The 237-nt window shown below is 72.6% G+C and carries 1 protein-coding gene; it reads right to left on the reverse strand.

Annotation, left to right across the window (positions count from 1 at the left end; all coding sequences use genetic code 11):
* Window positions 1–237 (reverse strand): dephospho-CoA kinase (locus KVS67_RS13120; RefSeq protein ID WP_217565561.1); only part of this gene is annotated, 237 nt, incomplete at both ends.

Here is a 237-nt window from a genome sequence, read left to right on the forward strand (position 1 = left end):
CGACGATGCGCCGGGCCGCAGCCCGGATCCGGGGGTGCACGATGCGGTTCTGGCGCTGTCGGGCGCCCTCGTCCCCGAAGACGATGCGGGCCTTCTCGACGCGGTCGAGCTCACCGTCCGCGGTGATGACGCGGTCCCCGTACTCGTCCTGGTCGGCAGCCAGCCCGTCGGTGCCCTTCTCGTGGTCCAGCCGGGCGAGGCCGTCCGAGTCCACCAGGAACGCGACACGCACCTGCT

Source organism: Micrococcus sp. GbtcB5 (assembly GCF_019091605.1).
Classification (GTDB): domain Bacteria; phylum Actinomycetota; class Actinomycetes; order Actinomycetales; family Micrococcaceae; genus Micrococcus; species Micrococcus luteus.